Origin of the sequence: Ochrobactrum sp. AN78 (genome assembly GCF_029909885.1) — a bacterium.
GTDB lineage: Bacteria > Pseudomonadota > Alphaproteobacteria > Rhizobiales > Rhizobiaceae > Brucella > Brucella quorumnocens.
In genome coordinates this window covers 1-14,230 of sequence record NZ_JASAMU010000025.1, presented here as the reverse complement: position 1 = coordinate 14,230, position 14,230 = coordinate 1, and the positions used below count along the sequence as shown (strand labels likewise).

The window sequence follows — 14,230 nt, the reverse complement described above, 5'->3', positions numbered from 1 at the left end:
GACATTCTGCCCTCGGGTATAAATCGCCGGTGCAGTTCGAGACGGCGAACCGTAAATTAATGACAGAACCTCTCCACTAAATAAGGGCAAGTCCAGTCGAGGTTACCGCCGAGGCGGGCGTGCATACGGGTCAACAGCGAGAGGAGGAGTTGGATGAGCCCGCTTTCCATCTCGCGGGCGCCGAGGTCCTCGATAAGCCCGACCCATTCGTCGTGCTTCTTGTTCTTCGCATCCTCGAAGATGGGATAGAGGACAAGGCCTTCGACATCGACATAGGCCCGGCCTGCGCGGCCGATGACATTCTTGAATTCGGAGACCTTGACCTTCTCGCCGTGCCGGTAGAGCGAGTGCATGACGACTGCGGTCGCCGAGAGATTGAGGCCCTGCGCCAATGTCGGCGATGAGATCGTGACCTTGAGCACACCATCACGCAGAAGGCGCTCGACTTCCTTGCGATAGGCGGTCGGCAAGGCGCCATGGTGAAGCGCCACACCAAGTCGAAGGCATTTCAGGATGTCGCTGCCCGGCCCAAGCCATTCTTCACCGAGCGCGATGGCGGTCTGCAGGGTGGCCGGATTGACCGTGAGCAAGGACGCGAGTGCCCCGCGCGAGTGCAGGTCAACGATGACCTTGGCAAAGGGTTCGACGCTCCGGCGCTCCGGGCAATAGATCAGAACGGTCTGGCCATCGCTGACGAGACGCCATGCGGTAGCAAGGCTCAATTCCTGCTGATTGTCCGGGAACAGCCTGGTGCGAAGCTTCTTCGGCGGCACGAACAGCGGCGGTGCTGCGCCGGTGAGAAATCGGGGCACGAAGGGCCTTTCATCGCCGACGCGAAGATTGAGGCGCGCTGTCGGCGAGTTCCAGATGACTTCGCCGAAGCGCAAGCGCGTCGGGCGCCAATCGTGTTTGATGGGACCTCCCGGTTGATCGCGCCGCAGCCATGCCGAGAAGTCTTCCATTTGATCGCCGTCGGGAAGAATGGCCGACAGGCAGACGATGCGGCGTTGATCGGCGTCCTGACGACGCAGGAGGCGTTGAATCTGAACCTCGTATCGAACTTCGCGTTCGCCGGGACCGATCATATGGCCTTCGTCGAACACGAGCAGGCCCACATCGTCGAGCAGCGACGGATCGTTCCTCAAGGCGAAATCAAGCTTCTCGGGAGTCGCGACGACGATGTCACGCTCGCGGATGGCATCCTCGTCGAAGCCGGATACGCCGATGCTGCCATAGAGGGCGGAAATGGTTTTGCCGAGCGGCCCGAAGGTACGCTGAAGCGTGGTTTCGGTTTGCGCCGACAGGGCGCGAAGCGGGGTCACGAACATGACGCGCTGCCCGCCTGCCAAACATCTGAGAATGGACAATTCGGCGATGCGGGTCTTGCCGGCGCTGGTCGGCAGCGAAACGACAAGGTTGTCGGTCTGATCGACAGCGCGCGCCGCCGCCTCGGTCTGTGACGGCCATAGGTCGACCTCGGCCCTTGGGCGTCGAGCGAGCAAGGCGATGAAGAGTTCGCGGAGGCCGGGCCATGAAGGAGCAGCGCCGCCGGCGGGAAGCAGCGGGACCTTTTCGTGGAAGGTATTCGACCAGAGATCAGAAAGCAGATGGATAGCGATCCGATGCACCCACCATTGCGGCAGAAGGTTCAGCTCCCCGCAGATGTCGAGATTCTCGCGAAGCTGGGCGATTGCCCGGTCGAGAAGAGCGCGTTCGCCGCGATCCAGCGCGAGCAGGAACATCGCAAAGGCGCCGAAGAAAGCGTCCGTCAGGGCGAGATCCAGGCCCTCGAAGAGAAAGTCTTTTCCGTCCCGTTCCGGCGCGTCGGCGGCGACGGGCTCGGCGAGGCGCTGCTGGAAGAGCGCCGCAATGGTCGCGTCTGATCCCCGGCCATCGAGGCGGAAGGCGTACACTCGCGCGCGCAGCGCGTTGATGTCTCGGCGCATCAACAGTGCGAGCGCCTGTTCGATCGGCGAGAAATTCGCCTCGTCGGCCACGACTGCAAGGAGGGAATAGGCCCGGGCGGAAAGATGCGCGAGGTGATAACTGGCCGCTGCGATCACGAAATGGAAGTCGCGGTCTGCTTCGCCGCGATTGCCTTTGGCCATAACCGCTTCGAGCGCGGTTGCGGCCTGTTCGAACGCCGTCCGTGCCTGGTTCGGGTCGCCGTCGAGTTCGAGGAGACGTAGCCCCAGCCCAAGCAAGCCATAGGCGTAACTGTGAAGATCGAAACTGAGCTGCGGCGAGAAGGCGGGCGCGTCCGGCGGGAGAACACCACCACGCCAGATCATTGCGCGGGCCTGGCCGCGCGCAATCAGCCTGCCGCGGAAGCCCGCCGCTGCCGCGTCGGTGATCGCCGCCGTGATCGCGTCAGGGGTGGTTGGCATCGGCTATGACTCGATCGTAGATGGCCCCGACAAAGGCGGCGTGACCATTGACGTGCAGACCGATGCCCCATTGCCCGATCGGGCCGGCATAGGCTTGCAGCGCCTGCGTCAGCAGGGCCTGCGGAGAATTTCCTGAGAAGGTGAAGAGGAGATGTTTCACGCTCTCGGGCGGGATGCCGTTCCGGTAGAGCGCCTCATCGATGGCGTCGATGAGCGGCGCGTCGGTGCCCAGCTCCATCAACCTGGCTGAGATGAAGGATAGGGCGTGCGAGGAAGGCAGGCCTCCGTCCTTATTCAGGCCGGTGCGCGCCTCCTCCAGCGTTTGGGCGCGCAGGTCGATGCGGCTCTTCGCTTCCGTCTTCAGGAAGCGGAGGCGCTGTGTCGCTGGGTCGAGGATCATGCCGATGACGTCATCGCCACGCATCGCCATGTTGCGGTGATCCTTCCAGCGCAGCCGTTTGATCGGTGCGCGATAGCCGCTGTGCGCGTCGATCCACTCCGTAGCGTAGATCTCGCCAAGGTCGCCCGATCGGATTTGTGGCGTTTGCGGGAGAAGATCGGTGATCATTTTCGCGGCGGCGGCTTTGCCCAGGCGCGCAAGCGCCGCGGCTATGCGTTCCTCGGCGGCATAGTGTGCGGGAACGGCGGTGGCTGTCACTTGGATACCGGTCGCGGCGTCTGCCGGCCGGCCCGTCATGACCCGAACGTGGTGATTGCCGAGGGGCGTGTCTGCCGAGTCGCACCAATCGTTGAACTGAACCATGCGCCGTCGCCTCAGATCGCGAAGAGATCACGAACACGAAGGAAGGGCATGCCGGTTTCGGCCGCCCTGCGCACCTTGCGTTCCAGAACCTGATTGAGTGGTATTTCCCGGTCGAGCATCTCGTAGAGGTCGAGACCGTCCATGCAGATGACGCGTTTGCCTCGACCAAAGGCGACCAGGCCGTCTTCGGAGAAGCCGCTATTGCTCATGAACAGCCCCCGCGTCCAGGCGGCCTTTTGCTCGATTTTGCCGTGAAAGATGTGGAGATCGGCAACGCCGATAGGCTGGCCGTGCCATTTGGCCTCCAGCAGATAAGTGTCGCTGCCGAGCTGGAAGCTGCCGTCGATCTGCTCGCCGCGCAGTCGAAAAGGCTCCTGGGCGGCAAGGCCGAAAGCATCAAACAAATCCTTGAGGAATCCCTCGAACGCGAAGCCGCGTGCCTGCGCGCTGAGTGAAGAGACGCGCAGCAGTTCAGACTTGATGGTCGCGATTTTTTGCCGGTCGACGACGGGCGAGGGCGCAGGCTGAGCCGGCGCGGGCGACACGCCGCCGGAGAGGCGGTCGATCAAGCCCTGATAGCGTGTTGCGGCGTCGTTTATCGGGTCCTTTGCCCCGCTACGGGCCAGATACTCGGAACGGTGTTCCCAGAGCGCGGTAAGCGTGCGGACAGCGGTGGCGTCATCGCAGTGTTGCAAGAAGTAGCGCAGCCGCTTCCCCTTGGACCCTCCGTTCGCCGAGAATTTGGGATCGTTGATGTTTACCTTCAGCTCGGATGCGAAAAATTCCGCGAAGCTCGTGTCAGAAAAATCGAGCACGAAGCCAGAGCCTCGGACGAAGTCAACGAGATCATCGACAAGGCGCAGGTCTATTGAACGTATCGCGCTAATAAATTGTCCTCCCCAGCCCCTTTGTCCATCTATCTATTGATGACTTCCTGAAGTGCCGCAATCCTCTCCAGTACGTCGTCGAACGACGGCGGGGCTTCGTCAAACATCATCGGGGCCATTGCTCGATAGTCGGCGCGCAAGTCCTTAACCCGCGTTTCGTCCGGCATGAGCCGCAACGTCCCCGGTCGAGCGGTGTCGTAGCTGGCCCAGCCCGATCGAAAAAAGGTCGCCTTGTGCTTCGCAACCTGCGCCAGCAGATCGACGTCGGCGACGGCCGCCTTGCCCTCGGTCGTGTCGAGCAGCATGGCGAGATCATAATAGTGACGGGAGAAATATTGCGGCATCGGCGAATCCGGCGGGCGATGCGCTTCCGCATGGAGCGCCGTGGCCTTTTCCCAGAAGGTGCGGCGGGCGGACAGGACGGTGACGGCGACATCCGGCGCGTCGAAGAAATCGGGAAAATCCTCCGCCGAATAGGGATGGATCGTCTTTTCTTCGGTCGGCCAGGGATCTCCGCGCGCGCCCATCTCCAGCTTCACGCGCGGCGTGATGTAGCCGATGCTTTCATATTCGGTCGCGGGAAGCGCGGTGGGATAGTGGAAGTTCACCGTCTGCGCGTCATTGGGGTCGATTTCCAGCGACCATGCTCCGGCGGCAGGTTCGCCAAGATGCTCCACGATCGCGGCGCGGAGTGCCGGAAGCAGCTTGTCGGCGATATGCTGTTCGACATCGCTCACGAGGTCGTCGATTAGCTGGCTGGTCTTCTTCCGGCTGAGCCCATCCTTCTCGGGATCGCGGTCCCCGGTATAGCCGAGATCCGCGCGATCGAAGGAGAGATCAATATCCTCGGAGAAGCGGCGGATGGCGTTGAAGGCTTTCGACAGCGACGTGCCGCCCTTGAAGACCAGCGAGGCGGTATCCTTGCCCTGCACCGCGAACAGCCGTTTCAGCGTCCAGCAGACCCAGAAGTCCTTTTCAACGATCGTGTTCGCCATGCCGCGGGCCGCGCCCGTTTCTCCAAAGAGGGCGGCGCGGTCCTCGGTCGGAAGCAGGGCGACCTTATCCATTGCTTCCGACCAAATCCGTGCTGGCGATCGAGGCGAGCGTGGGCCGCATCCAGGCGGGAGCCTGAATGGCCGAGGCCGCCAGGGTCTTCTTGTCGGACGCCGACAGATGATGCGCCGCGACCTGCGCGACATCGGTGGCGCGCAATGGACCTACATGCCGGAGCGCCTGAACGACGGTGCCCGCCGGGCTGCCGGGGGCGATCAGGTGCTTGGGGGATGCGTGCCGGAGGTCGACCACGCGCTTGCCCAGCACCACGCGCCGGGATGGCCCGTCGGTCAGGTAGGTGTTCTTCGCCGGCATCTGCGTCGTCAGACCGAGGGCGTTCGCGGCCCGAGCGCCTGCGATCTGCACCTGTGATCCTGTCTCACGCGCCAATGCCTGTGCGATGTCATCGGGCGTGGGCGAGAGCTGGCCGAGTTTCGGATGGACCTTGGGATAGTCATACAGGCCACGGGTCAGGCGGCGCAGTGCGCCGTTTTTGACCAAGCGCGAAAGTGCCTGATCGACCGCTGCGCGTCCGGCAACGTCCAAGAAGTCCCTGGGCGTGAAGACGCCGCCACGCCCAGCAGAGCGAGCGCGCTTCATAATCCGATCGGGAACTGATGTGATCGTCGCTTTCATTTGTCAGAAAATAGCCTATGTTTTTCTGACATGCAAGGTTTGCTAATTTCCCCGTGCGTTGTCGGTTTCCGGCAAGGGGGCGTCGCGGGCCTCCCCAAAGACTGAGTAGGTCCAGACCGTGGCTGGCCGGGGAAGGCTTTCCCCTTATTCGTAGATCAAGTCAAAGAGGCTGGATGGTGAGTTCAAATCGAGACGACTTCTCTGAGACCACAAAGAAGGCTCTCGCTGGCCGTGCAGGGTATCGCTGTTCGATCTGCAAGACGCCGACGATTGGCCCCAGCGACGAGTCGCCCGTTTCATTCATGAATGTCGGCATCGCATCGCACATCACAGCAGCAGCACCAGGCCCCGGTGCGAGACGATACGATCCTTCGCTCACGTCAGAGGAAAGATCGGATATCGAGAACGGGATCTGGTTGTGCCGTGGCTGCGACGGGATCGTTGATCGAGATGCCGTGCGCTTTCCAGCCGACACCCTGAAGCGCATCCGGCGTGACCATACCGAATTCGCGCGCTTGGGAACGCGCGTCGAAACCGAGGTCGGGCTGATCGCCATTGGGCCGAATATCGTCGCTGGTGGACAGGTTGTCCGCTACGACGCATCCTGCATTGTTCTGCACTTGGCGTTCTTCTTACAGGGTTCCGCGGACGATCTGTTCGCTTTTGTCCGCCGTTTCGACGCGCAGGCGCCGCTGTCTCGATATGTTCTCTTGAGCGAACTCGGCCTCGGCGGACTCCTTGCTAAAACACCAGAAGTCGCGCGGGTAGGAGCAGCGTGGAGCATGACGTTTCAATGGCTACCCGATGCCCACCGCCGGCCAGCGTCCGAGCTTGCGGGAATGAGCCGTCATATCGGCAAGATGATCTCCGGAGAGGAGTATTGGAAACAGACCTTTGAGATGGTTCTTGAGCAGCCGCCGGGTACCTGGTTTGCCGATCTGGAGGGTGGAAGCCACCTGTCCGATCTTTATGAAGCGTTACGCGGCTCGACCTGGTTTGAGCATCTGGTGAAGTGCGAACTGGTACGCCTCGCCTGCATTCCCGCTCCTGCCAGGCTCGGAGGAGAAATCAGCGAATACCCTCCCTTGGTGTGCGTCAATCGCGTCCTCGGCGTGCGGATTCCGGACGCAACGCTCGATGATGAACGTCTGCGCCTGGAAGTCGATTTTGATCTTGAAGGCCATGGCCGCTGGACAGGAGATTTGAGCCTGTACGTCCATAGCCAGGAGGCTTTGCGGACGGAGCGCGCAAAGGCGGCGTGGATGGCCGAAAACATCCTGCGTATCAAGAAAGGGGGGCGAATGCTGCCCAGTCCCTTGCCGCCTGACGGATGGAACACGGACGACGGTTATCCTGATTGACGTGAGTTCAGCACGGCCGCGCTTCGCCTGTGACCAGATCAACCTCGTTGAGGGTAAGCGAGGATCGCGACGTAGAGCTCTTGGGGAGAGCGGCGGCACGAGAGCGTCGGGAGGACATTCCCGTGAGTAAGAAGGTCTCAGACATATGACGTAACCGGCGCTTTCGCATCCTTCTGACGCTGCTGAATGCTTGCCAGCCATGTCTCGAGTTTTGCGACCTCGGCTACGAGATCGGCATGGGAAACGGTCTCCGGGTTGAGCGTTTCTGCGGCTGTATGCATCTCTTCCGACAAGCGACCTCGCGCAGCCGTCACGGTCTTGACGTCGTCCTCGTTGATGATTGCGAGCTTGAAAAGGCTATTGCCTTTTATGGTGTTATCAAAGCGAGCGAGCACCGGAAAGACGAAGTCTGCGATGCCCTGATCCCAGGATTCTCGAAGTTGTTCGATGATCCCTTTGCAAAAGATGGTTCGCCTCGCATCCGGCCAGGAATCAAACTGATGCTTTGCCTCTTTCAGCTCCGAACGCAGTGCGTGCGCGAGCTGCTGCGCGGACTTGGCCTTCATCGGCAATTCAGCCTCGACGAAGCCCGGTCGGCTCTGTTTTCGACAAACGGTTTGATACTGAATGGAACGAGCCTTGGACTCCGCCTCACGACGCAATTCGAAGAGAAACGTTAGGTCGTGGGTGAACACGATGACCTGGCGGTGTTCCGCTTCTTCAATAAGCCGTGCAGCGACCGCCTTGCGATGGATGTGATCGAGCGACGACATTGGGTCGTCGAAGACGATGCTGGAATATTGTTTGGAGGTGACGAGCTCGGCCAGGAATGCGGCGAGCGCGACGCATCGATGCTCTCCCTCGCTGAAGATTTCGCCTACAGGTTCGTCAGGTTTTTCAACAAGGCACACCTGAAAATAGGAAACCGCGTTGGAGTCTTTGACTTTTCGAAGTTCGACGGGCATGCGCGCGAGCTTCAGCTTATCGATCTCTCTCGCAAATCGACCGCGTAACGCGTTCGTCACCAGCTTGTCCGATAGATCCTTATTCTTGGTGGTGACAGAGCGCTTTGCCGTATCTTTCGCTGCCTTGATGATGACTTCTGCCTGTTTGCGTCGTTCGATCTCAGCTTTAAGATCCGCGAGCAATGGTCCAAGAGCCTCTCTGTCTTTGAGTTCGCGATACTCTTTCACCAGCGTAAGGTGCTCTGGGCTATTCTGGTCGGCGGACAGCTGCTGGGAACGGGTGGCAAGACTGGCCGATAGCGTGGCAAGTTCCTTTTCGGGCACAGTTGCGGGTTGGCCGGGAGCAGCCGTGCCCCGGAGGAGGGAACGAAGCCGCCAGGCGGATTGAGTGGCACAAACTTTGAGGGAGGCCGCCAGCTCGGCATCACCAATTTCATTCGCAACTAAACCGATGAACTGACGGCGCGCTGATACGCTCATCCCCTTGCCAGCTGCTTTCTGAAGCGTGTCGCTATGGGCTTTTTCGGCAGCCTCTTCTTCGGCCTTGGTCGAGCCTTTGACGAAGCTCTCAAAAGTGACACGGCGCGCAACGGCATCTTGTCCCATGGGCTGTTGGCAGAGGACGCATAGCTCATTATGACCGGTCGGCTCCGGGAACGTCCTGGTCGGATAGGCGACCTCATCGGAATATCTGCGGGCGGCCTCCCAGAGTGTGCGCCAAGTTGCCTTGCCCACGTCGGGCAGCGGCGATGCGGCGAACAATGCGTTGGAGGCAAGCGTCGCACTCTCGGCTTTCGTTTCCCATTCGGACTTCAAGGCCGCGCGCGTGGCGAATGTCACTGGAGAGGCAGCCTCGACCAGATTTCTGAGTTTGGAGATGCCGTCGTCGAGCCTGGTCTTTTGGGTCGCAATTTTTGCAGCCGCGCGTTTGGGCTCCTGCGCCAGATCGCTTTCGAGTGTCGCAAGATGGGCTGTTTCGGCGTCTGACAGCTGCGCAAGCAGATCAAGCTGCGCGACGCTGGATTTTGCGGAAAGACTGTGAACGAAAGCGCCGGCAGCGGTGTCGGTCCCGAACTGAGGCGTTTTGATTGCCAGTGGTGTCTTGGCATCGATATCGGCTAGCCTATCGTCCAGCTTAGTCTTCAGTTGATCGCAGGCTGCGGCCAACGCTTCCAGAACTCGCATTGGCTGGGGGATATAGGCAACGGCGTTCGTCTTTTCGACGTGAACGTTGGCGCTCCTAGAGTCGAAAATGCTTATCGACGGCAGATCGGCATGGCTCGGCGCTTCGGGGCTCCAAGCGAACTCATCCTCTGTGGCACCCCGAACGAAAACAATATTCGCTTTCTGCGGCGTGGCGGCTGCATCCTCTACGTCACGCAGAATTTTGTTGTTACGATCGCGGGTCCGGCAAGCGTGCTTCAGGATACGGACATAGCCAGATTTTCCTGAGCCATTATCTCCATAGACGATCGACAGCCCGGTTTGTGCGAACTCGAGTTTTTGATCGAAGGCCAGCGCGTTGACGCCGGTGGTGTTCTCAATTCTGAGTACGCTGATCGGCGCGCCCAGAATGCTTTGCGTTGATACGTCCGCATCTGAAAGCGGTGTATGTGGAAGCGTTGGATCAAGGCAAATTTCGAGAAGTTCGTCGATCGCTTCACCGCCGAGAACGTCGTTTTGAACAAGACGGCGCAACGCATCCCGTTGCCAAGCCGGCCGTGTCGCGGACCAGGCGAGCACCTCGGCGAAAGCAAGGTTCTCGGTGAGAGTCTCTTCGTTGGCAGATTGTGCGTCAACCATCAGCCCTTGCCACCTTTCTTTTCTAAGTCCCAAGCCGGGAGAATGAACGGCTGACCATGGTCGATGGGCACGCGAATGGACGTTTCCCCCCACTCGGCCGGAGCTGCAAGCGCGATGATGAAACGCGATGAGAGGTCGGCATATTCGCCCTCGGGAAGTGGCGTATGCCGTTCGGGCAAACGGCGGAATACATGAGTGTGGTAAACCCATACGTCGTTGCCTCTGAGGAGCACTAGGAGCTGTTTGATCCTGCGACGAATGGCGATTTCTTCGCTTGGCGATACTTTCTCGAGAATGCTGCGGACTGACCACGTCAGGCCGTCGAGAATAGCGATAAGCTCTTGCGTATATTCGGCGGCCTCGTCCGTTAGAGAGATCATGATCTCGCAGGCAAAGTCGTTCGAGCTATTCGCCTGCTTGAACAGCAGACCTTCGTCCATCGTTACATTTGCGAGGTCGTAATCATATCTGGGAATCACGCGCTCTTCGCGTAGCTCGGCTATGGCTGTAGAAAAGACACTCCCGCCGGGCGGCGGCTCTGGCGGGATATCGTCGCAAGGAAATGAAATCTGCTCGCGCCGGACGTTCAGAACTTTCGCAAGCCGATCAAGAACCCCGATTGATACTGGTGCATTTTTATTCTCGATCTCGCGCAGTGTTCGTTCACTTACCAGAACTTCATAGGCCAGCTCTTTTTGGGTCGAAACACGCTCAGCGTTGGTCCTTAGCGTCTTGATCTTACTTCCGTCTGGGATGACTTTCTTCACTGTCGCCTCTGCTGTAATTGCGGATTTTGGGCAGAGTATAACAATCGAATTCACAACGGTCGGCAACAAACCGGCAGCGCACCGGCAATCGGGCGGCAAGTCCGCGAGCGACGTGATGTCCACGAAACTACGCGACGTGGCTTTTTGATCGGGGAGGGCGGCGGTGGGCGACAAACTAGGCGCGGCTCGATCGCCTGGAAGTGTTGGCATCATCGACGGTCCATCGCCATGTCCTCCTGATACTGATGCCATCCGTGCATATCCTGGATCGGCTCGGCCATAATTTCATCGAGGTCGTCGATTTGGCGGTGAAGGCGATCATATTGATCGAGAACAGCGAGATCATCGGTGCCTTGCCGCAGCTTCTCGGCTTGCCGCCGCCAGCTTGGAAAGGGCAATTTCGGATGGCGAGGCTTCCATTTAGGAAGGAGCTTTTGGTTCGCCTCGATCAAAACATGGCTTCCGCGAGCGATTGAGAGCTGGTCCGGATCGAAGGGTTCGAAAGGGAGCCGGTTGGCTTTCAGCTGGCGCTCACGCTCACGATGGCGGCGTAAGATTTCGGCGATCGTGTCAGCTTCCTGTTGAACGCGTCGCAGTGTCACCATGGGATCATCCTTACCGCTGCGACCCTTGGCGATGATGCTGAAGTCGGCCTCGGATCTGTTGGCGAGAGCGATCAGATGGTCGGCCAGCGCATCCCTCATTGCCGGCCGATCAGGTTTGGCGCGCGCGGCGATCCGACCGCAGAAAGCGGCGATGTCCACTTTGCAGGAATATTTCCGAGCAGCCAGGAGCTCGGGAAAGTGCGCGACGATCTGGCCGTCCGCGAGAGGTTCCTCCCAACGAAGGAAGCGCATAGGCTTCAGCAGTCGCGGGGCGTGACCGAGCGTGAGTTTGAGATAAAGGTCGGCGAGAGGCCCGATGACGGGATCGTCTCGCAAGCCCACGTGATAAAGCTGGTTGCGATAGCTATGTAGAATTACAATCGATCTGGCGTCCAGCTCCGAGAGAAAGTCAGCGCGTTTCAGGAGAGCGATTTTCGCATCAAACGCTTGACCACGTCCGGCCGCCTTTTCTTTCAGCGTAAGTGCCGGCTTCGACACCCGGCTATCTTCCTCGATTAATTCCACGCACCGTTGGTGGCACATCAACTCGAATGAGTTGTCGATTAATATGAGAGCAAGTCGACTGCTCAGCGGACCGCCAACCGAAAGCTCGGACGCCGCTCTTTCTAGCTGTTCGGCGAGAGGTAAGATGAACCGCATCAGCTTGGCGCCCCCTGTGTTGGCGGAGCGGCGTTTGCGCGGGCGAAGAACGGTGACATCGATTCGAGCAGGCCTCGGACGCGACCATTCCTGGCCAGCTCAATGGGGGGCGTCTGGCCGTTCAAGTCGAGATCAACGCCATAGTCAGTCATCGAGAGTCGACCTCGATGAGCGTTTGACGTGGGCGTGCTTGGGCAATTCGGCACTGGCAAGTGCCTGTCCGACAGCATCGTTGGCAATGTGGGCAATCTGGCCGAGCCCATTAAGCAAGCCGAGAGCGTGAAGCACGCCCGCATAAATGCCTATGCTGACATTGGTGTTTCCAGCCTCGATTTTTTGCAGTGTCGAGCGTGACGTGAACGCGCGCTCCGCGACCACAGCCATAGGCAGCCGGCGACGCCGTCTGGCATCGTGGATATCGGCGCCGAGCTTACGCAGGGTGCGCCGCACAGCGTCCGGAGGGTAATGAGGCGTAGGCATGTGACCTCTTCGCACTACAGAGTGTCGATATATGTAGCAGGAAGCTTACAATTTACGTAGTCCCTCCTTCGCGCCTAACTTCGAGCGGCCTCCAAACGCGCGAAATCTCCCAGAGCGACAAAGGATGTGGCACAGGGTCCGGCGGGCGAATGAAATTCGCCGTTATCGATGGAAAAGAGGGGACGAAATTGGTATGATGGACTGGCAGCGATCGTAGTAGGTGCGGCGTCCAAGAAATTTGGATCTACCCGTCACTGGCGATAGATGGCGAAATGACGAGCTTGTCCGCTGGCGCAAAAAATCCAATTATATCAAGACCCCACTTTTATGACGGTTATCCTGACGGTATGCCGCCATGTAGATAAATATTTTCGCATTATTTTCAGCGGGTTACCGCACTTGTTGATAATAGAGTGGGAATAAATAGAGCTGAGCTCATGTATCTGTGCCGCCGCATCTCAATTCGATATGGCGGCACAGTTCTATTCAGCACATCAATAATACGAGCTATTGGTTGATTTCCGGCTCAACCAGCCTTCTCAGCTTGTCCAGTGAATCTTGCCAGCCAAGATAGCATGCTTCAGCGGGTATGATGTCAGGGACACCTTCCTGTGCGATGGTGATCTCGGTGCCGACTGATACGGCTTTCAAGTCAATCGTTACTTTCATTTCGCCAGGTAGATTGGGATCATCAAACTTATCGGTATAAACGAGGCGTTCTCCGGGGACGAGTTCGACATAGGTGCCACCGAAGGAATGCGATTCGCCGGTCGTGAAATTCCGAAACGACATTCTATGACCACCGCCGACCTTGGCGGTCATTTCGTGTACCGTGCACAAGAACCCGTACGGGGGAATCCAGCTTGCAATCGCATCCGGTTCCACGAATGCGCGATAGACCTTCTCGGGTTTGGCGGCAATGACACGGTGTAAGCGAATGGTGCTAGGCATGGTTTCCTCCCTGTAGCCTTGCTCAGTTGGTCTGGATGACCGTCTTTCGGTTGAAAAGTAATTCCACATATCGATAGAGATGGTCGATGCTTTCGACGGCGCGCTGTGGGTCGCCGCTCGCTTTGGCGAGAATAAAAGCCCCTTGAATGACGGACTGAGTATGTAGCGCGAGGCTTTCAGCCGTAAAGTCGCGAGGTGCGCCATGTTGCTCCGTGGCCGCTTCTATATAAGTCACCAAAGTCTCGGCGTGTCCTGAAATGCTTTCCCAACATGCTTTTTGAATCGCTGGACTGGTGCCGTAAGTCTCTTGCGCCATTGTGCCGACAAGGCAGGTAAATTCCGGCAGCGAGCCTTGGATCAGTTCCTTACGAAACGCGATATAAGCAAGAACGCGATCCAACGGATTGGCAGGTTCATGATAAGGAGCTGTAGCAAAAAGTGCAGCGGTCGTTTCGGACCAATAATTAGCAGCCGCAACAGCCAAATCTTCCTTGCTGGAAAAGTGGTGAAAGAATGCACCCTTAGAAAGGCCAGCTTCCGTGCAGATATCGTCAACGGTCGTGGCTGCATAACCTTTCGTCCGAATGACAGTCAGCGCCGCATCCAGCAAGTTCAGTTTCGTTGAAGGGTTCTGCTTTCTGGCCATTCTTCATCCTCCTCAGTATTTATATACCGACTAGTTGGTATGTGATCAAGCAAAAGTTTGAGTATGGGAAGCTCCGCTTGGCTTGGGTTTCTTCCTCCGGGTTCTGTGGCGCTCATATATACAGGGCCGCTGGGGGAAGGGTTCGACTTGGGGTGCCTTTGATTGATCGGATAGAATCGGGATGGTTTGTTTGCTTAATGTTTGGTAAAATTGTTTGGTTTTCGCTGTGGAAAGAAAGTTTGGCTATTTTGTTATTTTAGCGTTGA

The 14,230-nt window shown here is 58.6% G+C and carries 12 protein-coding genes; 1 reads left to right on the top strand and 11 read right to left on the bottom strand.

The annotated features are described in order from the left end of the window. Positions 1 to 56 precede the first annotated feature (56 nt). The 5 genes from QBD00_RS23360 to QBD00_RS23340 all read right to left on the bottom strand — a co-directional run bounded on the left by QBD00_RS23360 (position 57) and on the right by QBD00_RS23340 (position 5,726). Entirely contained in the window at positions 57 to 2,387 is a 2,331-nt protein-coding gene (locus QBD00_RS23360) for a DEAD/DEAH box helicase (protein ID WP_318580678.1), read from the bottom strand. Next, entirely contained in the window at positions 2,371 to 3,150 is a 780-nt protein-coding gene (locus QBD00_RS23355; protein WP_318580677.1) for a Hachiman antiphage defense system protein HamA, read from the bottom strand. Before QBD00_RS23355 ends, QBD00_RS23360 begins: the two co-directional genes overlap by 17 nt. 11 nt (positions 3,151 to 3,161) lie before the next feature. Further along, positions 3,162 to 3,965 carry a restriction endonuclease gene (locus tag QBD00_RS23350; RefSeq protein WP_318580676.1) on the bottom strand — a complete coding sequence of 268 codons (804 nt, stop codon included), beginning with the start codon at positions 3,963 to 3,965 and terminating at the stop codon, positions 3,162 to 3,164. A 101-nt stretch (positions 3,966 to 4,066) separates the two neighbouring features. After that, positions 4,067 to 5,104: a nucleotidyl transferase AbiEii/AbiGii toxin family protein gene (locus QBD00_RS23345; protein WP_318580675.1), complete on the bottom strand. Its 1,038-nt coding sequence runs from the start codon at positions 5,102 to 5,104 to the stop codon at positions 4,067 to 4,069. Next, the gene (locus QBD00_RS23340; protein WP_318580674.1) at positions 5,097 to 5,726 is read right to left on the bottom strand and encodes a DUF6088 family protein; all 630 of its coding nucleotides are present in this window, start codon (positions 5,724 to 5,726) and stop codon (positions 5,097 to 5,099) included. The genes QBD00_RS23345 and QBD00_RS23340 overlap by 8 nt, the downstream gene beginning before the upstream one ends. A 173-nt stretch (positions 5,727 to 5,899) precedes the next feature. Between QBD00_RS23340 and QBD00_RS23335 the strand changes: the two genes are divergently transcribed. Further along, positions 5,900 to 7,087, top strand: coding sequence for a hypothetical protein (locus QBD00_RS23335; protein WP_318580673.1), 1,188 nt, complete (start codon positions 5,900 to 5,902; stop codon positions 7,085 to 7,087). A gap of 137 nt (positions 7,088 to 7,224) precedes the next feature. Here the strand turns inward: QBD00_RS23335 and QBD00_RS23330 are convergent, their stop codons facing one another. The 6 genes from QBD00_RS23330 to QBD00_RS23305 all read right to left on the bottom strand — a co-directional run bounded on the left by QBD00_RS23330 (position 7,225) and on the right by QBD00_RS23305 (position 13,964). Next, positions 7,225 to 9,855, bottom strand: a complete 2,631-nt coding sequence (locus QBD00_RS23330) for an AAA family ATPase (RefSeq protein ID WP_318580672.1) — start codon at positions 9,853 to 9,855, stop codon at positions 7,225 to 7,227. Beyond that, the gene (locus QBD00_RS23325; protein WP_318580671.1) at positions 9,855 to 10,874 is read right to left on the bottom strand and encodes a helix-turn-helix transcriptional regulator; all 1,020 of its coding nucleotides are present in this window, start codon (positions 10,872 to 10,874) and stop codon (positions 9,855 to 9,857) included. The genes QBD00_RS23330 and QBD00_RS23325 overlap by 1 nt, the downstream gene beginning before the upstream one ends. Next, the gene (locus QBD00_RS23320; protein ID WP_318580670.1) at positions 10,832 to 11,725 is read right to left on the bottom strand and encodes a hypothetical protein; all 894 of its coding nucleotides are present in this window, start codon (positions 11,723 to 11,725) and stop codon (positions 10,832 to 10,834) included. The genes QBD00_RS23325 and QBD00_RS23320 overlap by 43 nt, the downstream gene beginning before the upstream one ends. A 306-nt stretch (positions 11,726 to 12,031) precedes the next feature. After that, positions 12,032 to 12,367, bottom strand: coding sequence for a helix-turn-helix transcriptional regulator (locus QBD00_RS23315; RefSeq protein WP_318580669.1), 336 nt, complete (start codon positions 12,365 to 12,367; stop codon positions 12,032 to 12,034). 507 nt (positions 12,368 to 12,874) lie between these two features. Continuing rightward, the gene (locus tag QBD00_RS23310) at positions 12,875 to 13,318 is read right to left on the bottom strand and encodes an SRPBCC family protein (protein WP_151090935.1); all 444 of its coding nucleotides are present in this window, start codon (positions 13,316 to 13,318) and stop codon (positions 12,875 to 12,877) included. Between the two features lie 22 nt (positions 13,319 to 13,340). Then, positions 13,341 to 13,964, bottom strand: coding sequence for a TetR/AcrR family transcriptional regulator (locus QBD00_RS23305; RefSeq protein ID WP_151090933.1), 624 nt, complete (start codon positions 13,962 to 13,964; stop codon positions 13,341 to 13,343). Positions 13,965 to 14,230: the final 266 nt, after the last annotated feature.

Excerpts from the sequence above, each read along its gene's own strand:
- QBD00_RS23315 (WP_318580669.1), bottom strand. The coding sequence starts at position 12,367 with ATGCCTACGCCTCATTACCCTCCGGACGCTGTGCGGCGCACCCTGCGT.
- QBD00_RS23310 (WP_151090935.1), bottom strand. The coding sequence starts at position 13,318 with ATGCCTAGCACCATTCGCTTACACCGTGTCATTGCCGCCAAACCCGAG.
- QBD00_RS23345 (WP_318580675.1), bottom strand. The coding sequence starts at position 5,104 with ATGGATAAGGTCGCCCTGCTTCCGACCGAGGACCGCGCCGCCCTCTTT.
- QBD00_RS23330 (WP_318580672.1), bottom strand. The coding sequence starts at position 9,855 with ATGGTTGACGCACAATCTGCCAACGAAGAGACTCTCACCGAGAACCTT.
- QBD00_RS23305 (WP_151090933.1), bottom strand. The coding sequence starts at position 13,964 with ATGGCCAGAAAGCAGAACCCTTCAACGAAACTGAACTTGCTGGATGCG.
- QBD00_RS23355 (WP_318580677.1), bottom strand. The coding sequence starts at position 3,150 with ATGGTTCAGTTCAACGATTGGTGCGACTCGGCAGACACGCCCCTCGGC.
- QBD00_RS23325 (WP_318580671.1), bottom strand. The coding sequence starts at position 10,874 with ATGGCATCAGTATCAGGAGGACATGGCGATGGACCGTCGATGATGCCA.
- QBD00_RS23360 (WP_318580678.1), bottom strand. The coding sequence starts at position 2,387 with ATGCCAACCACCCCTGACGCGATCACGGCGGCGATCACCGACGCGGCA.
- QBD00_RS23335 (WP_318580673.1), top strand. The coding sequence starts at position 5,900 with ATGGTGAGTTCAAATCGAGACGACTTCTCTGAGACCACAAAGAAGGCT.
- QBD00_RS23340 (WP_318580674.1), bottom strand. The coding sequence starts at position 5,726 with ATGAAAGCGACGATCACATCAGTTCCCGATCGGATTATGAAGCGCGCT.